Source organism: Alteromonas sp. CNT1-28 (assembly GCF_022348345.1).
Taxonomy (GTDB): domain Bacteria; phylum Pseudomonadota; class Gammaproteobacteria; order Enterobacterales; family Alteromonadaceae; genus Alteromonas; species Alteromonas macleodii.
In genome coordinates, this window is sequence record NZ_JAKREZ010000016.1 from 138,412 (window position 1) to 159,413 (window position 21,002).

Annotated in this window: 15 protein-coding genes; 2 read left to right on the forward strand and 13 right to left on the reverse strand. The window is 44.0% G+C overall.

Annotation, left to right across the window (positions count from 1 at the left end; all coding sequences use genetic code 11):
• Window positions 1–73 precede the first annotated feature (73 nt).
• The 8 genes from MHN02_RS11795 to dapB form a co-directional block, all read right to left on the reverse strand.
• Window positions 74–613, reverse strand: a complete 540-nt coding sequence (locus tag MHN02_RS11795; protein ID WP_039216257.1) for an NUDIX hydrolase — start codon at window positions 611–613, stop codon at window positions 74–76.
• Window positions 614–685: 72 nt separating this feature from the next.
• A complete protein-coding gene (locus MHN02_RS11800) occupies window positions 686–2,671 on the reverse strand; it encodes a methyl-accepting chemotaxis protein (RefSeq protein WP_239246222.1) in 1,986 nt (661 codons plus the stop codon).
• Between the two features lie 182 nt (window positions 2,672–2,853).
• Window positions 2,854–3,852 (reverse strand): hypothetical protein, encoded by a 999-nt coding sequence (locus MHN02_RS11805; RefSeq protein ID WP_239246224.1) that lies wholly within the window; start codon window positions 3,850–3,852, stop codon window positions 2,854–2,856.
• On the reverse strand, window positions 3,849–4,850 hold the full coding sequence (locus MHN02_RS11810; protein ID WP_239246226.1) for a hypothetical protein: 1,002 nt from the start codon (window positions 4,848–4,850) through the stop codon (window positions 3,849–3,851). The genes MHN02_RS11805 and MHN02_RS11810 overlap by 4 nt, the downstream gene beginning before the upstream one ends.
• Window positions 4,851–4,962: 112 nt before the next feature.
• Window positions 4,963–5,439: a transcription elongation factor GreA gene (greA, locus tag MHN02_RS11815; protein ID WP_014948981.1), complete on the reverse strand. Its 477-nt coding sequence runs from the start codon at window positions 5,437–5,439 to the stop codon at window positions 4,963–4,965.
• Between the two features lie 117 nt (window positions 5,440–5,556).
• Window positions 5,557–8,778, reverse strand: a complete 3,222-nt coding sequence (gene carB / locus MHN02_RS11820) for a carbamoyl-phosphate synthase large subunit (RefSeq protein WP_014948980.1) — start codon at window positions 8,776–8,778, stop codon at window positions 5,557–5,559.
• Between the two features lie 13 nt (window positions 8,779–8,791).
• Window positions 8,792–9,922: a glutamine-hydrolyzing carbamoyl-phosphate synthase small subunit gene (gene carA / locus MHN02_RS11825; protein WP_014948979.1), complete on the reverse strand. Its 1,131-nt coding sequence runs from the start codon at window positions 9,920–9,922 to the stop codon at window positions 8,792–8,794.
• 371 nt (window positions 9,923–10,293) lie between these two features.
• A complete protein-coding gene (dapB, locus tag MHN02_RS11830) occupies window positions 10,294–11,097 on the reverse strand; it encodes a 4-hydroxy-tetrahydrodipicolinate reductase (protein WP_014976121.1) in 804 nt (267 codons plus the stop codon).
• A 403-nt stretch (window positions 11,098–11,500) separates the two neighbouring features.
• On the opposite strand from dapB, the gene MHN02_RS11835 reads away from it, so the two are divergent.
• Window positions 11,501–12,184 carry a cytochrome b/b6 domain-containing protein gene (locus MHN02_RS11835; protein ID WP_275444903.1) on the forward strand — a complete coding sequence of 228 codons (684 nt, stop codon included), beginning with the start codon at window positions 11,501–11,503 and terminating at the stop codon, window positions 12,182–12,184.
• Here MHN02_RS11835 and MHN02_RS11840 read toward each other — a convergent pair whose 3' ends face one another.
• From MHN02_RS11840 to MHN02_RS11850, 3 genes are all read right to left on the reverse strand, one after another.
• Window positions 12,185–14,089, reverse strand: a complete 1,905-nt coding sequence (locus MHN02_RS11840; protein WP_239246230.1) for a propionyl-CoA synthetase — start codon at window positions 14,087–14,089, stop codon at window positions 12,185–12,187.
• A 189-nt stretch (window positions 14,090–14,278) separates the two neighbouring features.
• Window positions 14,279–16,867, reverse strand: a complete 2,589-nt coding sequence (locus MHN02_RS11845) for a bifunctional diguanylate cyclase/phosphodiesterase (RefSeq protein ID WP_239246232.1) — start codon at window positions 16,865–16,867, stop codon at window positions 14,279–14,281.
• 306 nt (window positions 16,868–17,173) lie between these two features.
• Window positions 17,174–18,436 (reverse strand): hypothetical protein, encoded by a 1,263-nt coding sequence (locus MHN02_RS11850; RefSeq protein ID WP_239246235.1) that lies wholly within the window; start codon window positions 18,434–18,436, stop codon window positions 17,174–17,176.
• 312 nt (window positions 18,437–18,748) lie between these two features.
• On the opposite strand from MHN02_RS11850, the gene MHN02_RS11855 reads away from it, so the two are divergent.
• The gene (locus MHN02_RS11855; RefSeq protein WP_239246237.1) at window positions 18,749–18,901 is read left to right on the forward strand and encodes a hypothetical protein; all 153 of its coding nucleotides are present in this window, start codon (window positions 18,749–18,751) and stop codon (window positions 18,899–18,901) included.
• A 116-nt stretch (window positions 18,902–19,017) separates the two neighbouring features.
• Here MHN02_RS11855 and MHN02_RS11860 read toward each other — a convergent pair whose 3' ends face one another.
• Both MHN02_RS11860 and dnaJ read right to left on the reverse strand, forming a co-directional pair.
• Window positions 19,018–19,503, reverse strand: a complete 486-nt coding sequence (locus MHN02_RS11860) for a cytochrome c (RefSeq protein WP_239246239.1) — start codon at window positions 19,501–19,503, stop codon at window positions 19,018–19,020.
• A gap of 311 nt (window positions 19,504–19,814) precedes the next feature.
• Window positions 19,815–20,945 (reverse strand): molecular chaperone DnaJ, encoded by a 1,131-nt coding sequence (gene dnaJ / locus MHN02_RS11865; RefSeq protein WP_014948973.1) that lies wholly within the window; start codon window positions 20,943–20,945, stop codon window positions 19,815–19,817.
• Between the last annotated feature and the right edge of the window lie 57 nt (window positions 20,946–21,002).

Sequence of the window (21,002 nt, forward strand, 5' to 3'; positions counted from 1 at the left end):
TAGCGTTGTATTAAATTTACCTACACTATCCTCTTGTGCAGAAAAAGACAGCCTGAGAATTGTAACAGTGCATTTAAATAAACCCTTTAAGCATGGCTAAACCCAAAGCATTACAGGTACTCGCGTCCTTAATTTCGCCAGTTTTAATTTTCTCTTTTAATGTATTCAAAGAAAGTGAGACTACGCGCAGGTCTTCCTCTTCTGCATCTAGCTTTTGTGTACCTTGAGTCAGGCCTTTTGCCACGTAAATATGGTATCCCTGGTTACAAAAGCCGTATGCAAGATATTGGAATCCAACATACTCCATTGACTCAGCGGTTAAGCCGGTCTCTTCTTTAAGCTCACCTTTTGCTAGCTCAACCGGGTCTGCGCCGGGATTGTTTTCCCATGCTCCCTGAGGAAGCTCTAGTTGTCGCTCTTTGATGGTATAGCGGTACTGCTCAACCATATACACGGTATCGCCTTCAATCGGCAAAATAATGGCAAAGTCTGGCTTTTCAACTACGCCGTAAATACCCTCGTTTCCACTACTGCGACGAATTTTGTCTTCCCTTACGCGAAGCCATTTGTTTTCATAAACTACTTTTGAATCAAGCGTTTCAATATCTGCCATCGTCATCCTTATTAATGAACGCAAGTATGTTAATAACGTCACTCAATAAACATAGTGGCCGATGAAAAGTACTCAGTCAATTGTGAAATTAGCAATCGTTCGACTAAGTAAAAGATTATTCTCTTTCATTGAACTAGATAATTTTGATAACGCTTGAGACAACTCCACTTCATGCTTTGCTGCAGCTTCAACATCAACAATGTCTTTTGCTACTTCTTGTGTTGTGACTGACTGCTGCTCTGCAGCCGCAGACATATTGTTGGCCATAAGCTCGACGTTAGATGCGGCATCTTTTACTTTTTCAGCTGTCTCTCGTCCCCTTCCAGTTATTTCAACCGATTTTTTCACTGCCGAAGCGCTTTTATTAACGTCTTGGACAACAACCAAACTTGCTTGTTGAAGCGACGCGAGCAGTGTAGCTATTTGAGCAGAAGCATCTCGACTATTCTGTGCTAGTTTGCGAACCTCATCGGCAACAACCGCAAATCCTCTACCATGCTCTCCAGCACGTGCCGCCTCTATTGCAGCATTCAGAGCCAATAGATTCGTCTGATCTGACAGAGTGTTAATAGTTTCGAGTATGCTACTAATGTCAGTCACTTGCTTTTCCATAGCCGCAGCATTCACCTCAACGTGTGTCATATCATCTTCTAAGAGCTTCATCGCCATTCTTATTGATTCATTAATATCAAAAGCCTCTATTGCCAATTCATCTAACGATTTACTCGCAGCTAATGTGTCAAAGGCTGACTTCGCAATATCGGTACTGGTTACCGATATTTCTTCTAGCGCTGACGCGATATTAAGTGACCGTTGTTGCGTTTTACCTGCATCGTGTACCATTTCAGTGCAGGATGCTTCTAATTCCGATGATAGACGCGAGCTCGCTTCAATTGATTGCTCTAACCCTTTGATTACATCTTTTAGTGCCAATATCGTAGTATTAATTGCTACAGATACCCTTCCCAACTCATTTTGCATCGGCATCTCTACATCAACTGTTAAATCCCCATTTTCGGCAATTTTCGAAAGATTTTGAGTAAGGCGCGTTAGTTGAGTATTGAGAATGTACAGCAGCGTACGGTAGATAATTGCAATGACCACAATGCCAACAGAAATAATGATTAGCGTTAGCACTAGGCTTAACATGGCGTTCCTGTGCATTCGTTCCGCATTCTCGTTTACTTTTTCCCAGATATTATCAAGTATCGCTTTTACCTCTTTAATTTGCGACGTTGCAGCGCTAAACCAATCGCTGCTTGTTGGAAGGGAGTTAAAGTCGACTGCCCCCGAGCTAAGCTTTTGTAAAGTACGCTCAATCGTTTTTGCATTATTTGATGTCATAGCTTTTGTGAATTCAGCATTGCTCTCATGAGACAAACTATTTTCTAGCTTTCCTGCAAGGTATTGCGCCTCTTGTTGATACCCCCTCAGTTCACTTATTGCAATGTCACTGGCTTCACGTTTCGCTATCGCACCATTAACTTTCCCTCGCAGTTGCCCTAACCGCTCTTTTAATTGGGCTAAAAGAATAGCATTAGACAACTGTTCTTTTGAAGCTAAGCTATTGACATATATAGTTAATGCATTTGCAACGTTCAGCGCAGATGCATTAAGTGAACTGTAGAACGCGAAGGCTCGAGAACCTTTTTGACTATCTACCTCTCTTCTTAAGGCGTCTTTTTCACGTAAGTAACTGATGAGTGGATTAACGATTTTAACTACTCGCTCGCTGTACACATCAGTATTTTGAAGCAACGACATTACCTTTGAGGCAGCGTCATCTGCATGTTGACGCTGCGTATACACTTTTTCTTTCCCCTGTACCGTTGGGTTACCTAAGAAACCTGCTGTCAAGCCGCGCTCTACCGCATGATGATGGGCCACTGACTCTACAGCAGCAATAAGCGTTATAAGATGGATATCAGTTGCGGCCGTATTGGTAACATCTAATGACCGCTTGATATCTTTGAAAGATAGGTATGAAACACTTAATAAGAGAATGCCCGCGCCCAACACAGACAGTTGTAATATAGAAAATCGTTGTAGCAAGCGCACTGATAGAGCTCCATGTAAACCGTACTGCTCAATAGAGAGGATGAGGAAGGATTTACCTCCCGTTACTGCCTAATAAATAGACTGCTCACTTCAGTATAGAAAACAATTAAATAAGCGCAAACAGACATTGCGTTCAGTGCCTTTCTCGGCAAATACATGTAGATCACGACAAGCGGTATGAACTAAACCATCTTTGAAATTTCAATTATTTCTTGCAAGTACTTATCCACCAATGCCCCAATTACCCATGAAAGCGGCACTGAAAATACAATTGCGATAGTCTTCATACCCTGCGGAATATCGATCGCCCATTCAGAAACAGCAGAAATTTGCTGTTTTGAATTAATTAACGAACTCAATTTGCGCAGACGGACAGGATCGTCGGTTAGGCGCCTTTTATGTTGCTCGTTAAGCAGAAACAACGCTTTAATCGAATCATTTATGCGCAGAATAGCGAGGGATTTTTTCTTTGCAATACATCTTTGCACTTTATGAACAGGTAGATACAGGAAATAAGTAAGCGCTACAAATACGCACGATACGATGACTTTATCGATTATTGGCACGTTAGTGCCCAGCCAAAAAATGGGGATTAAGCTTAGGGACAATGCGCTTACAATCGCATTGGAAATAACCAGATCAGACAAATGCTTAAATTTTTCTATGCCAAAAAGGTCAATAAGCCTTTCATTCAAAAAGTGCAATAGTGCAAAGCGGGTTACAAACAACAAACAAAAGAGTGTGCAGATAGCATAACGCCAAAAAATTAAGCCTAATACACTTAAATACCACGACAATGGTTCTGCATCAAACGACAATAAACCTTCAGATAGCAGATAGAATACTGTTACCATCCCCCCACCGATCCAGCTGAATTTTCGGCATTTTGAAAAACCATTTTGTAGTCGCAACATCATTGTTTGGTGTTTCATTTCACCAGGGTACTTACTTAGGAATTCACTAAAGCACTTAACTGCACGCTGGTATAGATATCTATTGATATATATAAAAAAGACAATCATCAACCCAAACGCAAGCGCAGCGTTTCGTTGCCTAACCCCAAGTGGAGTGTCTAGTCGCGCCAAGTCAAATGCACCAAAATAATGTGCGCAAGCAAGAATACCAATACCTGTAACAGCACAGGTTGCTATAGTCGAATATTGCCGCGCTACTATATTCATAAAATAACCTTTATCAACTGACTCATAAGACCTGCGCCCGTCCACGACAGCATTGGAAGCAAAATAAGAACAAGTATTTTTAGCGTAAACGGTAGCGTTAATGGCCAGCTTGGTGCCCGTTCCATTTCAGTTCGTACCGTTAACAGATCTGAAATAAATTGCAGACGAGTATCGTCATCGACTAAACGTCTAGTTTCACTAACACGCTTTTCAGGTGAAATTTCTGTTTTCAAACTGTCGTTAATTCTAGCTAGCGCCAATGAGCGCCTTTTCGCTACTACACTGTGTACTTCCCAAATAGGTTGAAATAAAAGCAAAACTATTAGTAGAGATATGACCGACAACAGCACAGCATCAGTGACGGGAACTTCAACAAACAAAAATGTTATTGAGTATAACGCCAGTAAAATCGACGAAAGGCAAAAATTGTGCAGTACCAATTTACACAGTGGCATCATTTCTTCCATTTCAAACAGTCTTACTCTGAAGTGCTTTTGCAAGTGACGCTTAATAAACCGTAATACGATGATGTTAGAGCTAAATAGTGACAACCCCGTCAACCACATAGGAATTGCCTGTAGAAGTAAAACGACTCTTTTGGGCTGCTCTGTAATTTTATCGGCGATACCTTGGGAAAATACGTAGCCGCTTGAAACAAGAAGCGCACAAACAAAAATATAGGGGAATGCTTTTAACAACTGAGAAAGAAAGGTAAGTCGTAACGTTTCTGCCAGTCTCACTCTTGATTTTTTTCTACGGTGAGACAACAGAAAAGACAAGTAAAAAGCTGAACTATATAAAGTTTTGTAAGAGGCCCACCATGCAAAGGCGACGAGAAGTGGTGCGATCAACGCGGTTGCTGCGTCTCGGGCAGCTAGAGAAGTAACCTGAAAATCAAACGAGATGAAACCAAGGTAGTAATTTACGCCCAGCACTATAAATAAGTACAATATGGGTAATATAAGATGTGCTTTGTACAAACGTCCGTGTTGTAGCATGCTTGTAGATATTTTGCGCCAGTCAATGTGTACATTATTTATACAACACTCCAGCTACTTACACAAATAAAAACGCCGAGCAGTTGCTCGGCGCTTCTGTGTAATATGAGGGTTAAATATACTCGACTTCGATGATTTCAACTTCAACCGCGCCGGCTGGCGTTTGAATAGTTACCATGTCATCAAGCTCTTTGCCTATTAGACCACGAGCGATAGGTGAATTAACCGAAATCAAGTTGTTCTTAATATCAGCTTCGTCATCACCAACAATACGGTAGGTGGTTTCTTCATCGGTATCGACGTTTAGAATGGTTACGGTAGTACCGAAAATAACCTTACCCGTATTTTCCATTTTGGTAACGTCGATAATCTGTGCATTTGATAGCTTGCCTTCAATATCTTGAATGCGGCCTTCACAGAAGCTTTGCTGCTCACGGGCCGCGTGATATTCAGCATTTTCTTTTAAGTCACCATGTTCACGTGCTTCGGCAATAGACTCGATAATACGTGGGCGTGTTTTGGTTTTTAGCTCATTTAATTCGTCACGCAGCATTTGAGCGCCGCGCGCTGTCATTGGATACTGACTCATGAATACCGTCTCACTTAGCTAGTAATTTAAACAGAAAAGTGCGCCGCGAAGGCGCACTTTTTATTCGTTCACACAAATGTAATATTGCTAGGATACCTCGTATCCTAGCGTATGTCATTAGTGTTTGAGTCTAGCGTGTAGTTCTTGAACTGACGCCACTTTATTGCGGTCATCAGCAGACTTAGCACGGATAGTTGCGAACGCTGCGTTCATTGTCGTGGTGTAGGTTACCTTGTTTAGCAAGGCTTCACGACGAATGTACACTGAGTCGGTGATGGCTTGACGACCTTCTGTTGTATTAATCAAATACGCGTATTCGCCATTTTTGATTGCATCAACAATATTAGGGCGGCCTTCAGACATCTTATTAACCACAGTACTCATGATGCCTGCATCATAAAGCTCGGTAGCCGTACCGCGGGTAGCTTCAATGCTGAAGCCCGCTTCGACTAACGCTTTTGCCAGTGCGATCATACGAGGCTTGTCGTTATCACGTACTGAAATAAGCGCTTTACCTTGCTTAGGTAGTGGCGCACCCGCACCTAAGTTAGCTTTAGCATAGGCTTCTTCGAAGGTATCGCCAACGCCCATTACTTCACCCGTAGAGCGCATCTCTGGGCCTAGCAGTGGGTCAACACCTTGGAACTTAGCAAATGGAAGCACCACTTCTTTCACAGAGTAGAAAGGTGGAATCACTTCTTCTGTTACGCCCTGCTCGGCTAGGCTCACGCCAGCCATTACACGTGCTGCAACTTTAGCAAGAGGGACACCCGTAGCCTTAGAAACGAATGGAACGGTACGTGCTGCACGAGGGTTAACCTCGATTAGGTATACTTCACCATCTTTAATCGCAAACTGTGTGTTCATCAGACCGACTACGCCAAGTTCAAGCGCCATGGCTTTAACTTGCTCGCGCATGACATCTTGAATCTCTTTTGAAAGCGAGTGTGGAGGTAATGAACACGCAGAGTCACCAGAGTGAACACCCGCTTGTTCAATGTGTTCCATGATGCCGCCAATCACTACGTCTTTGCCGTCGCAAATAGCATCGATATCAACTTCTATAGCATCATCCAAGAAACGGTCTAGCAATACTGGCGCGTCGTTGGACACTTTAACCGCTTCATTAAGGTAACGCTTAAGATCTTTGAGGTCATACACGATTTCCATCGCACGACCACCTAGCACGTAGCTTGGACGAACCACTAGCGGGAAGCCAATCTCTTCAGCCATAGTTAGCGCTTGCTCAACGTTAGTTACCGTGGCATTCGCAGGCTGCTTGAGGTTAAGCTTGTTCACCATTTGCTGGAAGCGCTCACGGTCTTCAGCACGGTCAATCGCTTCTGGTGAGGTACCGATAACCGGTACACCCGCCGCCTCTAGTGCACGAGCAAGTTTAAGTGGCGTTTGACCACCATATTGCACGATAACGCCTTTCGGCTGCTCTTTAGCAACGATTTCAAGTACATCTTCCAGCGTTACTGGCTCGAAGTACAGACGGTCTGATGTGTCGTAGTCGGTAGATACTGTCTCAGGGTTACAGTTAACCATAATGGTCTCGTAACCGTCTTCACGCATTGAAAGCGCCGCGTGAACACAGCAGTAGTCGAACTCAATACCTTGACCAATTCGGTTTGGACCGCCGCCCAAAACCATGATCTTGTCTTTGTCAGTTGGCGCTGCTTCACACTCTTCGTCATACGTTGAGTACATGTAAGCTGTACTGGTAGAGAATTCTGCTGCACAAGTATCTACACGCTTGTAGACAGGAGAAATACCAAAGTCACGACGGGTTTCACGAATATCGCTTTCTGCCACTTTGGTTAGCTCAGCAAGACGCGCATCAGAGAAGCCTTTACGCTTAAGTGCGCGCATAAAGTCAGCATCAATACCCGGTAAACCAAGCTCTGCTACTTTAGCTTCAAGAAGAATAAGATCTTCAAGCTGTACAAGGTACCAGCGGTCGATATTGGTAAGGTTAAATACCTCTTCAACCGTCATGCCCATACGGAATGCATCACCGATGTACCAAATGCGCTCTGCACCAGGCTGACGAAGTTCATAAACCACTTTATTGCGTGATTCAGGGTCTTCAAGGTCAACCATTGGGTTAAGGCCTGTCGCACCTACTTCAAGACCGCGAAGGGCTTTTTGCAGTGATTCTTGCTGGTTACGGCCAATGGCCATCACTTCACCTACCGACTTCATTTGAGTAGTCAGTCGGTCGTTAGCACCGGCAAACTTCTCAAAGTTAAAGCGTGGGATCTTAGTCACTACGTAGTCGATAGACGGCTCGAAAGATGCTGGCGTTAGGCCACCTGTAATGTCGTTTGCTAATTCATCTAGCGTATAACCTACCGCAAGTTTCGCTGCTACTTTCGCAATTGGGAAACCTGTTGCTTTCGAAGCAAGCGCTGATGAACGCGATACGCGAGGATTCATTTCGATGATTACTACACGACCAGTTTTCGGATCTACACCGAACTGTACGTTTGAACCACCGGTTTCAACACCAATCTCGCGCAGTACAGCCATCGCTGCATTACGCATTAGCTGGAATTCTTTGTCAGTCAGGGTTTGTGCTGGAGCAACTGTGATTGAGTCGCCGGTATGCACGCCCATAGGGTCGAAGTTTTCGATAGTACATACAATAATGCAGTTATCTGCTTTATCGCGCACTACTTCCATTTCGTACTCTTTCCAACCTAGCAACGATTCATCAATAAGCAGCTCGTTGGTAGGAGAAAGGTCTAAGCCACGGTGACAAATTTCATTAAATTCATCAATGTTGTACGCGATACCGCCGCCGGTTCCACCCATGGTGAAAGACGGACGAATGATACAAGGGAAGCCGATGCGGCTTAGTACATCGTGCGCTTCATCCATGCTGTGCGCGATTTCCGCACGTGGACATTCAAGGCCGATGTTTTTCATTGCTTTGTCAAAGCGCTCGCGGTTTTCTGCTTTATCGATTGCATCTGCCGTTGCACCGATGAGCTCACAACCGAACTCTTCAAGTACGCCGTGCTTGTCTAGCTCTAGCGCACAGTTAAGCGCAGTTTGTCCACCCATTGTAGGTAAGATGGCATCTGGACGTTCTTTTTCGATGATCTTGCGAACCACTTCCCAGTGAATAGGCTCGATGTAAGTCGCATCTGCCATTTCTGGGTCGGTCATAATGGTTGCTGGGTTAGAGTTAACCAAAATAACACGGTAGCCTTCTTCTCGAAGGGCTTTACACGCTTGCGCGCCTGAATAATCGAATTCACAAGCCTGGCCGATAACAATAGGGCCAGCACCAATGATAAGAATACTTTGTATGTCGGTACGTTTTGGCATAGCGGGCTAATTCCTACTGCTTGTGTTGTTCAATAAGTTCGATGAAGTGGTCGAATAACGGTGCCGCTTCATGAGGACCTGGGCTGGCTTCAGGGTGACCCTGGAAGCTGAACGCAGGCTTGTCGGTGCGGTGAATACCCTGCAGCGACTTGTCGAACAACGAAATGTGAGTTACTTCTAGGTTATCTGGCAAGCTAGACTCATCAACTGCAAAACCGTGGTTTTGGCTAGTGATCATAACTACATTGCGCTTAAGGTCTTTAACCGGGTGGTTTGCACCGTGGTGACCAAACTTCATCTTCACTGTCTTCGCACCACTTGCGATAGCAAGTAGCTGGTGACCAAGACAAATACCAAATACAGGCGTACCGGTTTCGACGATAGTTTTGATTGCGGTTACTGCGTAGTCACATGGCTCTGGGTCGCCTGGGCCATTTGACAAAAATACACCATCAGGATTCATGGCTAGTACGTCTTCAGCAGGCGTTTGCGCTGGTACTAACGTAACTTTACAACCGCGGTCAGCTAGCATGCGAAGAATATTATTTTTAACACCGTAGTCAAAAGCAACAACGTGATATTTGAACTCGCTTGGTGTTACATAACCTTTACCAAGTTCCCAACTGCCTTCTGTCCATGTTTTTGGCTCAGTAATACTTACTACTTTTGCCAAATCCATGCCTTTAAGGCCAGGGAAAGCTTTTGCTTGCGCTAGTGCGCTAGACTCGTCTAATTCATCAGAGCAAATAATGCAGCCGTTTTGTGCACCTTTGTCTCGCAAGATACGCGTTAAGCGACGTGTATCAATGTCGGCAATACCCACAACGCCTTTCGCTTTAAGGTATTCAGACAAAGTTTGCTGTTGACGAAAGTTACTAGCAACAAGAGGTAGGTCACGGATGATTAGACCTTTCGACCAGATTTTATCTGCTTCGACGTCTTCTTCGTTAGTGCCGGTGTTGCCAATGTGTGGATAAGTAAGGGTGATGAGTTGTTCAGCGTAGGATGGGTCGGTGAGAATTTCTTGATAGCCGGTCATGGAAGTATTGAAAACGACTTCCCCAACGGCGGAGCCTGTAGCGCCTATCGCCGTACCTTTAAAAACAGAACCATCCTCTAACACCAAAAGGGCAGAATTAGCCAAGTCAACCTCCAGATTAAGGATAACTATGTGTTTGTGCAGTTTTCTGCACAAACCCCACAAAAAACGGGAGTTATTGATAACAATACATCCCGTTTTACGATCTTTGCAGCTAATAAAACCGCACTCTTCAGCCATTTTGGCGGCCTCAGAATACGAAATTCTGGCAAATTCCGGCGAGTATACATCACTGACCGAAAATGGCAAATTTATTTGTAATAATTTACTAAAATACCGCTTATACCACGATTTTTGCGCAGAACCACCGAAAGTACGGCTTATTGCTCATTTAAAGTGCAACTTTAGTTTAACACTTTGATAACGCCCTCAAGCTCGCCTGCTAATTTAGCTACAGCATGCTGGCATAAAAACGCCTATAGCTTTAAATCAAGTACATCAACCATGGAGTATAGACCAGGTTCTTTTCCATACAACCACTTCGCTGCATGCACTGCGCCTTTCGCAAAAGTAAGTCGACTTGATGCCTTGTGCGTAATCTCCAGGCGCTCACCAATATCTGCAAATAAGGCTGTGTGTTCACCGACAATGTCTCCGGCTCGAATTGTTGCGAAGCCAATAGTACCTTGGTCGCGTTCAGGCTCTTTTCCTTCTCTGCCGTATACAGCGCAGGTTTTTAAATCACGGCCCAATTCGTCAGCAATGGCTTCACCAATGGCCATGGCTGTACCAGAAGGCGCGTCTTGTTTAAATCTGTGATGTGCTTCTGTTATTTCGATGTCAGCCGTTTCACCCAGCACACTTGCAGCTTGTCGAACTAGGGAAAGCATTAAATTTACGCCCACACTGTAATTAGCCGCAAATACGATAGGTATATGCTTTGCTGCTTCGTCGAGTGCCGCTAACTGTGAATCGTTTAATCCAGTAGTTCCAATAACAACAGGCATTTTATTTTTAACGCACCACGTAAGATTACTTTCAATAACCGAAGGCAGGGTGAAATCGATCATTACATCTGCATCATTACCACTTAAATCTGATAGCGCAGTACAATCAACGTCTTTTTTGCCAATGCCCGCAAGTTCGCCCACATTTAGTCCAACCCAAGGTGAATCATCGCGTACCGTTGCCACGCTAAGTTGTGCATCGTCACTTAAATCTAGCGCTTCAACTAAAACCCGTCCCATACGCCCGTTGGCGCCAAATAATCCTACTTTCATTTTTTCGTTTTACACTTTTATAAACCTTCAACTGTGAGGCATTTTGCCAAATGCCGTCACTATTGCAATGTGAGATTCATATTAAATAGGCATAACAAGGAATCGGTAAGATTTAACTACTACCAATCTGCATAGTTCTTTGCCAAAACTTCAAGCTCGGATGTAAAAAAATTCAGTACACGATGCTTAGGACATGTTGAGCTTTACTGCGCATTTTTAATGCAAAGATCAACATGTCCTAATTGCAACACTAAGACAAACAGAGGTTTTCTGCCGTTGGGCCTACTTGTTTTATAGAGTAAGTTAAGCGACGCTATGGCAATTAACAGATGACCGAGTACTTATTCGTCACCGCTGAACGGCAAGTGTGGATAAGTCAGAATACAACCCAACTAAATTTACTATGCAAAAAACTCTTATATGGGATATTCCCACCCGGCTTTTTCACTGGCTTATTGTAGCGAGCCTTTTAGCGCAATATGCAACAGTTGAATGGCTTGAAAACAAAGTGCAATGGCACTTTTACATTGGGTACTTCACCTTATTCCTTATCGTTTTCCGCATAATCTGGGGATTTGTTGGTACGCAACACGCGAAGTTCAGTAGCTCTATTACTGGTCCCAGAAAGGTTTTCAATTATATAAAAACCTTATTTAATAGGCAGTCCGAACCCGCTATTGGCCACAACCCTTTAGGCGGATGGTTTGTCGTCGTTATGCTAGTGTTGCTTACCATACAAGCGGTATCGGGATTGTTCATGACCGATGATATTTTCTTAGACGGTCCCTATCGCCAGTTAGCCGGAGAAGAAACATTAGCGCTAATGAACACTCTGCATCACCTTGCCTTTGATGTGTTACTTTACGTTATCGCACTTCATATAGGCGCGGTAATATTTTACAGCGTGTATAAGAAGCAAAAATTGGTTCCTGCCATGGTGCATGGCAATAAGGAGTCAGCAACAGCAGGTATTACTGACTCGCGAATTCTACGTGCTTTTGTTGTGGCGCTCATCGCCGCAGCAGCTGTATATGTGGCTATTGAAGTATACCCGCCAGCTCCACAGGCAGATGAATATTACTACTAGCTAAACAGCCGTGGGCTTGTTGACCAAGCCCTTCTCTCGCATGAGCGTCTCAATCTCACTTACGCTTGACGGATCATCGATGGTTGAGGGTACGGCAACAGATTCATTGGCTGCAATTTGACGCAGCAGTTTGCGGAGTATTTTACCTGACCGGGTTTTGGGTAAACGATTGACGACGATGGCTCGCTTAAAGCACGCCACTGGCCCGATTTTATCTCGAACCCGTTGAACCAAATCTTGCTCAAGTGCCTGTTCATCAACGGTAACGCCGTCTTTTAGCAGTACCAATCCAACTGGCAATTGCCCTTTCAGTGCATCATGGATGCCTATTACACTACATTCAGCAATGGCAGGATGTCCTGCAAGCACTTCTTCCATTTCACCGGTAGATAACCGGTGCCCGGCAACGTTTATGACATCGTCGGTGCGACCCATAATAAATACGTAGCCATCTTCATCTACGTACCCGTTATCTCCGGTGCTGTAATACCCTTCAAATTCTCGTAAATAGCCATCAACAAACCGTTGATGGTCTTGCCAAATCGTTGTCAAACAACCTGGGGGAAGCGGTAACTTGATAGCAATAGCGCCTTTTTCACCGGTTACTTGCTGTTCATCAGCACCTTGCAATACCTTTACGTTAAATCCAGGCGTAGGCACGCTTGATGAACCGGGTTTCGTGGCCAATGGTTCAAGCCCCATCGGGTTTGAACAAATTGGCCAGCCAGTTTCGGTTTGCCACCAATGGTCGATAACGGGAACACCAACCTTCTCGCTCGCCCAGAAATATGTTGGCGGATCTAGACGTTCACCCGCCATAAATAAGGTACGCAAGCTCGACGTATTGTATTTAGATAAAAACTCAGCATCAGGGTCCGCTTTTCGTATCGCTCTAAATGCTGTTGGAGCTGCAAAAAGCACATTCACTTTGTGAGACTCTATCATACGCCAAAATGCACCGGCATCAGGAGTGCCAATGGGCTTTCCTTCGTACAGTACCGTCGTTGCGCCTTTTATGAGCGGGCCATAGACAATATATGAATGACCGACCACCCAACCAACATCCGATGCAGCCCAAAAAATATCGTTCTCACTAATACCGTAAATCGCGCCCATTGAATAATGAAGAGCAACCGCGTGCCCGCCATTATCTCGAACGACCCCCTTGGGTTTACCGGTTGTACCTGAAGTATAAAGAACATAAAGCGGGTCAGTTGCATCGACGGCAACAGGAGAAGCTGGCACGCTAGCTTCAACCAGAGAGAGCCAATCGTGGTCAGTTGCTTCATTTAACTCAGCAATTAGCTGAGGGCGTTGATACAACACGCATGCCTGTGGTTTGTGCTCTGCCAATGATATTGCTTCATCAACAAGAGGTTTGTACGGTAGAACTTTATTGCCTTCAATGCCACATGACGCAGTAACAATAACTACCGGTTTTGCGTCATCTATTCGTACTGCAAGCTCATTTGCGGCAAAGCCACCAAACACCACAGAGTGCACAGCCCCCAAACGAGCGCAAGCAAGCATCGCGATCACTGCTTGCGGGATCATGGGCATGTAGATAATCACGCGGTCGCCTTTCGTCACACCCAAGCGGGATAAGCCGCCTGCGAGCTCGGCAACACGGTTCAGTAGCTCTTTGTAAGTAAAGTGCTGAGTGGTTTGTGTAACAGGTGAGTCATAAATAAGCGCGGTTTTATCGCCACGACCATTTTTTACGTGATGATCAAGCGCTAAATAGCTGGTGTTAAGCTGCCCTCCCCTAAACCAGTCGAAGTAACCATTATCTGTAGGTTGGCATCCTTTTTGAGGAGGTTGAAACCACGCTAGCTTTTGTGCTTGTTCTAACCAAAACTCATCGGGGTGCTGGGTCGAGGCAATGTATTCATCTTTATAAGTCATAACCATGTCCTGAGTAGGGTTTATCTTCACCCTACGATAGTTACATGACATCTACTAATAAGACTTCAGGCGTAGATCGACTAACAAATTGATTTACATAAATTTAAACTTTACCTCCCTATTTGATAACAAGAGGTATCGAAGCGGTTGTTTCAACGCATACTTGAATAAGCCCTCAACTGAGTAAGGTTAACTACCTTCTTTATATTGCTTCTCACTAATTTTACTTTTCCAATCATCTACACTCATGGGTTTATCTAAGTAATATCCCTGAAATGCTCCGCAACCACATGCCTTAGCTTGATCTAATTGACCCGTTGTCTCTATTCCCTCAGCTACGGTATTTATGTGTAACGCTTTGGCCATGTTGCAAATACTTGTAACCAATAATGTTTTTTCCTGCGAGCCTTCCATCGCTTCGACAAATACTCTGTCTACTTTCAGTTCGGTAATTGGCAAATCTTGAAGATAATTTAAATTTGAGTCACCAAGGCCAAAATCGTCGATAGACAAACTAAACCCTTGTTCCGCTAACTCTCTAACGCGACGTTGAATAACGCTCACCCCTCTTATCAATGCACCTTCAGTGAGCTCTAGAGTTAAATTTTTGTGTGACACGCGCCACTTATTTACTATTGCGACGAACTTCTTCACAAAATCAGCTCGCGCTAAGTGCTTTGCACTGATATTAACAGACAACTTAGTGTTAATTTTCTTTGACTGGCATTCACTAAGTAACCCGCAGGCTTCGTTACACACCCACAGCCCGAGTTCAGCAATAAAATCATTCTCTTCGGCAATAGGAATGAATTCAGAAGGGCTTACTGTACCCATATGAGGATGCTTCCACCTTAACAACACCTCTGAGCTTATAACGTTCTTCGTTGCATCGTATTGAGGTTGAAGCTCAATATATAACTCGTTGTTAGAAATAGCCCTGCTCAGAGAGTGTTTAATGTAATTGTACCGCTCGATATCAATTGCATTAACATGAAAATACTCGTGCTCCGACTTAAAAGTAGAAGTATTTTTTACCTCTCTTAAAGGTTTTCTCGACAATAGTTCTTTTATCTTTTTAAACGAAAAATGCTTCGTTGGAACCGTGCAACTTATGGTTTGCGTTTCAATACTTAAGAGGCTGTTGTGCAGGGTTATTGGCGCTAGCACGTGATCGTGGATAAGAATAGCGCAATCGTGTGCAGCATTTAGAGACTGTGCTTCTTCACTAAAATATTGATGAAGATGAATATAAAAAGCACCTCTCTCACATTTGAATATACTGGCTGAATTGCGCTTGTTAATTTCGAATATGCGAATGAAGCGACTGGCCAAAATTCTCAGAATATAGTCTATCGTTGGCTCCCCAAACGCATTTTCGTATTCTTTTATGTTACAGATAGCAACGCGCATAAACGTGGCAAATGGTTTTGATGACTTGTCGTCATGAGCTTTATCGCCAAGGTATCGCTCAAATTGGTGTAAGTTCGGAAGACCTGTCACCGTATCGATTAAAGCGAGTTGTTTGTAATGCTCAATTTCGTGGTTTTGATTAGTGATATCGCGCACTGAGGCGATAATTAATTGTTGATTATGTACAGAGCATTTCGACAAATTAACTTCACAGGCAATACGTTTACCATTTTTATGGCGAAGACATTCGTTTACCGAGCCATTTTCGCTACACCATGCTAAACCCGCTGGTATGTTTATGAAACAAGAAGGCGCATCGGTATTTTGCACCTTGGTTGATATTAATTTTATATCTTGCCCAATCAGCTCTTCGGGCTCAAAGCCTAATATAGAATAAACGCGTTCATTTGCAGTTAAAATAGTGCCATGTTCATCTATGCTTAACACCACGCTATCCACATTATTCAATAAACTGGTCAGATAATCTGTGTAGTTATGTTGTGAATCCGATAGACGCTGTATTTCCGTTTCATCCTGCACTGCGCCATAAAGCCGGGTTAATTTAATTCCGCTAGCATTTCCTCGCTGAACCTGTAAGAACACGGTTAGTTTTATACTTTTTCTGCGACCTTGCTTGTCGTGAAATTCAAAGTGCTTTACGAACTCTCTATCTTCTTTAAGCGCTTTAAAAACGCGCTGCTTTAAGTCTCTTCTATCACTCGAGGTAAGCATATCGAGCACTTCATTAAGGCCGACGCTTTTTACACGAGGTAAGCCTAATAAGGCTTTCATCACCTCAGTCAGAGAAAGTACGCCTGTGAATCTGTCAATCTCCCACGCGCCCACTTTAGAAATTGAACTCACCTCTTCTAACAAGGCAAGCTGTTCGGATAACTTGTCTGAATAGGGATGACGCGCCAGCTCATATTGGTAACTAAGCTCTACTTTTTGGCGCGTAATATCTATCAATGTATGTTGTAGAGGGCTCAATACACTGTGGCGTACAAAAGTGAGAACAACACCCATTACTTCATTTTGCATATCTCGCACGGTAGCAACTACTACATAGCTATCAGCATAATGTTCGAGTGAAGGGGGAAAGATAAAATCTTTGCAAGGTATTGGAGCGCTCAAAGGTGTAAGCGGGAGCATGAGCAATACATGTGAAGGAAAAACAACACTCTCGGCTTCTAATGATAGGTGGTTTACGTCGCAAGATAATACCGTTGCTCTTCCATTGCTAGGGTTTACCGAGGCAAGTAATATACACAGAGCCTCTGTTTTCGTTCGACTTTCATTGAGCAACACAGAAATGTTTTGCTGTGTTGTGCGCATGGTTGACAACATGCGTTCACTGCGTAAATCCATCTAAGCAAACCTTTTGATATCTCTTCGAATTCAGCACAAACGATAGCAGCACGACAATAAAAGGATGAAAAGTTGTGTCGTGGTTTTAAGCGCTTTACAAGTTTTGCTGTTTCAGTTGTCTACGAGCTGTTTTATATTTTTTAAAAGCAGGACCTGCGAAGATTGGGTACCTAAACGCGTACCTTCAGTCGAAGAAAATTATCGCCAAGCCTGAGTGTTTAACATAGCCAAGAATTGTACAAATTTCCAGCAAAAAACCATTGAAACGTTTCGAACCCGTGGAAAGTTCTTATTATTACGAATTAACTATTTGAAATCCGGGATAGTACTTGCGAGCTCTTTTATCTGAACAGGATCTAACACTACTGAGCTTAGCGCGCTAGAAACAGTTTGCGTGGGAAGTGGTGTATTTTTGCTAAAAAATTCACGGTCACGCAGCTTGAATTTACGCGTTATTGTCGGATACAAGTAATTTTCTGTCAGCCAAAGGACTGCCGCTACTTCTGGACCCGCCGCCATAAGCCCCGCAGCAAAAAAGCCTACGCCAATAGCGACCCTCGCGACTGCAGATTCCGATTGCTTTTCACCAAACAACGATGACAACTGCTTCGAATAGGCACGAGCCTCAGCAGTTAAACACTCTTCTGTACCTTGCCCAGAAAAATAGTCATCTTGAGCTTGACGGTATGCTCTCAACTGTTTGCCGACATCGCTAAACGGAGATACTAGTTCCGCCCATTTTGGCCCGCTATTCATTGATATATTTTGCGGTACACGCAATCCGGGTATTGAAACGTGCTGCATTTGTAACTCTTGATCTACTTTGGATAAATCAGCAAACGTTGAGCTAAACCGTGTTTCGACCAAAATTTGCTGTTTCGACAAAGATGTCTGGCTGCCCAAGCAAACACCGAAATTGTAGTGATACGCCTCACAGGCCAGGTGCATCATAGCTAGACGCCCTTGATGGTTATCAGCTAAGCACTCAGTGACCGCAGACTCCCAACGGGTTCGGGTAGCCTCTTTGTCGTATCGATTTGATTGTTCATACAAATCAAACACTCGTCGCCACTGGTCATGACTGACACTGCCAATTGATAAGTCTTCTGGTGTGCGTTCAGCCAACCGCATGATCATTTGATCAAAGCCATGACTGATGTGTTTTTCTGGCCAAGGTATAAAATTATCCGTTTCTTCTAACAGTGGCTGCCACTTACGTAATTCTCGCTTCAAACTTGGCCATTCGGCAGAATTTTTCAAAACGTTGAAACTGGCAACACCTTGATCCGCCATTTTCTCTGGTAAGGAGACTAAATCGGCGTTCCGCGATAAGATCCTTACAAAACCTTGCTCGATTAGTGACGTGAGCGGAGAACAACTGGGGTTTAGAATAGCTTGCCTTGCCGCACTATTATTAAGTAAATACCCATCATTGATAAGTATCTTCTCTCCTAATATAGCCTTCCTCACTAGCAATTGATTAAAGTAGTTTATATCAGCGTCGAATTGCCAAGGAAAACGCTCTACAACATCGTCCAATGTACCTACATACGTTGGCGAGGGTCGCATCTTATCTCCATATTAAAAACCTGTTGTTATACCAATCCGCATAGATCATTGCCCACTCAGAAGGCGCTGGCAAGTTTCCTAGCAAAGCGTGGGAATGCAGGAATGGCTGTTCCCTTTCAAATTCCCAGAATGAAGCTAGGAAGCTTTTGATGTAGAACCACTATACCTGCGGTAACACGCCGCGATTACGAACATTTTAACTCTCGCTGAGTGGGTAATGATCTATGCGGATTGGTATTAAGCACTTTCGAATATACCACAGCGTATGGGTCTTAACGATGTACTCTTGTAGATACGTTCTACAAGGCAATAATGAAGTCAATTTCTGAGGTGGCTAAGTGTGTGGCGATGCCTGATGCTTATTACCTACAAAGCCCTGGACGAAAAAGTACACTGCTGTTTGAGGAAGGTTGCGAGTCTGCGCTTCAGCGCCATTCTCAATTTATCTATATGATTGAATTATAAAATACTAATTAACACATCGAAGTATTAATCGAGGTTTTGGGTCAGTAAAATGCAATAGGCACATTCTTACTGACCCGATATTAGAGCGCTTTCACGTGTTGAAAAACAAGCTTGGGCTAGTCCTTCTTATAGTCGTCATGGCATGATTTACAGCTTGCACCAATTTTACCGATTGCACCTCTGTACGCGCTTTCATCACCCGCTTTAACAGCTGCTTGAAGCCCTTGCGCTGCCGTTTTAAGTGCCATCACTTTCTTTTCTACATCTGAGAAATTTTCCCAAATTTCATCTTTTGCGCCAGTTTCAACCTCAAACTTACGGGTATCAACTGATAAATAATCGCCCATCATGTCAGCAAGTTGTTCTAGACGTACGGCATTTGTTTCCATAACGCTTTCGTCAAATGGTAGAGCACCTTTTGCCATGCCACCTAACGGTCCCATGTTACTGCGTACTAACTGAAAAACGGCCTGGCGATATTGTGTTGCAGCTCCCGCGTGTTTTTCTGACGTTGCTTCTGTCACGTCAGCAGCTAATACCGAGCCTGATAAGATTGCGCCTGCCGTGGCAGCGCTCAGTAGCAATTTACTTGAAAATTTCATGCCTGTTCCCTTGTTAGGTAAATATTATTCATTGGTCTCAAACGGGCTTTTAAGCCTTGTAATCAACAAGCTAAAAGTCCCGATACTTGGGTTATCGTGACGAATAGTCGGATGATGCGCAAGATTTTTAGCGGTAAAAGTAAGTAAAGAAAAGACTAACTCCCCCTTTCCTTCTTAAAGTGAGCACTTTCTATTACAAATACCAATCTGCATGGATAATTGGCCACTCATAAGAGCGCGTTTAAGTGCCTTTCAAAAATAAAAAAGCCCTCAACTGAGGGCTTTCAAATGAAGTATGTACTACTAAGCAATTAGTTCGTTAAGTCGTCAAAGAACTTTTTAACGCCGTCAAAGAAGCCTTGCGCTTTCGGGCTATGCTTACTTGACGCTTTACCCATCGACTCTTCAAGCTCTTGAAGTAGTTCTTTTTGGCGAGATGATAAGTTTACTGGTGTTTCGACCACAACCTTACACATTAAGTCGCCCATGGCACCGCTTCGCACTGATTTAACACCTTTACCACGTAGACGGAACATTCGGCCAGTCTGCGTTTCAGGGCTGATTTTCAGTTTTACTTTTCCATCTAGCGTTGGCACTTCTAGCTCGCCGCCAAGGGCTGCCGTAGTGAAGCTCAACGGTACTTCACAGTACAAATTGTTGCCATCGCGCTTAAAGATATCGTGCTCACGTACGTGGACCTGAACGTATAAATCACCTGGAGGTGCACCGTTCTCTCCAGCTTCACCTTCGCCTGATAGACGAATACGATCACCGGTATCTACGCCAGCTGGAATTTTAACGTTAAGGGTCTTAGTCTTTTCTTTACGACCGTGGCCATGACAGCTGTTACAAGGATCTTCAATGATCTTGCCTTTGCCCGAACACGTAGGGCAAGTCTGCTGAACAGCAAAGAAACCTTGGCGCATTTGAACTTGGCCATTGCCGTGACAGGTTGGACAGGTCTTAGGTGAAGAGCCTTTCTTCGCACCAGAACCATCACAGACTTCACACTCGACCAAAGTTGGTACGCGAATATCTACGCTCTTGCCACGAACCGCTTCTTCAAGCGTTAGCTCTAAGTTGTAGCGGAGGTCTGAACCTTGACGTGCGCGAGATTGACGACCTCCTCGGCCACCGCCGAAGATATCACCAAATACATCACCAAAAATATCGCCGAAATCGGCACCACCACCGAAGCCACCGCCACCACGGTTAGGATCTACTCCCGCGTGGCCATATTGGTCGTATGCTGCACGTTTCTGCGAATCTGACAGAATTTCGTAGGCTTCCTGGATTTCTTTAAATTTATCTTCCAGGCCTTTATCGCCTTGCGTACGGTCAGGGTGATATTTCATCGCCAGCTTCTTATACGCCTTTTTAATTTCGCGTTCGCCTGCGCTTTTATCTACCCCGAGTACTTCGTAGTAGTCTCGTTTCGACATATCGTTTACATATCCTACTTTTTGTCGATAAGCATTTTATGCTCATCGAATCTACAT

Bases quoted from the DNA above. Each gene is read 5' to 3' on its own strand.
- MHN02_RS11860 (WP_239246239.1), bottom strand. From the start codon at position 19,503: ATGAAATTTTCAAGTAAATTGCTACTGAGCGCTGCCACGGCAGGCGCA.
- MHN02_RS11810 (WP_239246226.1), bottom strand. From the start codon at position 4,850: ATGCTACAACACGGACGTTTGTACAAAGCACATCTTATATTACCCATA.
- greA (WP_014948981.1), bottom strand. From the start codon at position 5,439: ATGAGTCAGTATCCAATGACAGCGCGCGGCGCTCAAATGCTGCGTGAC.
- MHN02_RS11845 (WP_239246232.1), bottom strand. From the start codon at position 16,867: ATGGATTTACGCAGTGAACGCATGTTGTCAACCATGCGCACAACACAG.
- MHN02_RS11805 (WP_239246224.1), bottom strand. From the start codon at position 3,852: ATGAATATAGTAGCGCGGCAATATTCGACTATAGCAACCTGTGCTGTT.
- MHN02_RS11835 (WP_275444903.1), top strand. From the start codon at position 11,501: ATGCAAAAAACTCTTATATGGGATATTCCCACCCGGCTTTTTCACTGG.
- carB (WP_014948980.1), bottom strand. From the start codon at position 8,778: ATGCCAAAACGTACCGACATACAAAGTATTCTTATCATTGGTGCTGGC.
- MHN02_RS11840 (WP_239246230.1), bottom strand. From the start codon at position 14,089: ATGACTTATAAAGATGAATACATTGCCTCGACCCAGCACCCCGATGAG.
- dapB (WP_014976121.1), bottom strand. From the start codon at position 11,097: ATGAAAGTAGGATTATTTGGCGCCAACGGGCGTATGGGACGGGTTTTA.
- dnaJ (WP_014948973.1), bottom strand. From the start codon at position 20,945: ATGTCGAAACGAGACTACTACGAAGTACTCGGGGTAGATAAAAGCGCA.
- MHN02_RS11795 (WP_039216257.1), bottom strand. From the start codon at position 613: ATGGCAGATATTGAAACGCTTGATTCAAAAGTAGTTTATGAAAACAAA.
- MHN02_RS11855 (WP_239246237.1), top strand. From the start codon at position 18,749: ATGAAGTCAATTTCTGAGGTGGCTAAGTGTGTGGCGATGCCTGATGCT.
- MHN02_RS11850 (WP_239246235.1), bottom strand. From the start codon at position 18,436: ATGCGACCCTCGCCAACGTATGTAGGTACATTGGACGATGTTGTAGAG.